1 rRNA gene is annotated in these 255 nt (G+C 56.5%); it reads right to left on the bottom strand.

The annotated features are described in order from the left end of the window. Window positions 1-255 (bottom strand): 16S ribosomal RNA (locus JMA46_RS16950); the annotation flags it as partial.

Raw genomic sequence — 255 nt, 5'->3', positions numbered from 1 at the left:
TATCGCAACCCATTGTACCGGCCATTGTAGCATGCGTGAAGCCCAAGACATAAGGGGCATGATGATTTGACGTCGTCCTCACCTTCCTCCGAGTTGACCCCGGCAGTCTCCTATGAGTCCCCACCACGACGTGCTGGCAACATAGAACGAGGGTTGCGCTCGTTGCGGGACTTAACCCAACATCTCACGACACGAGCTGACGACAACCATGCACCACCTGTAAACCGACCGCAAGCGGGGCGCTTGTTTCCAAGC

Origin of the sequence: Arthrobacter sp. E3, from assembly GCF_017353415.1 — a bacterium.
In the GTDB taxonomy this organism is placed as follows: Bacteria; Actinomycetota; Actinomycetes; order Actinomycetales; family Micrococcaceae; genus Specibacter.
This window is presented reverse-complemented; position numbering and strand designations above follow the sequence as displayed.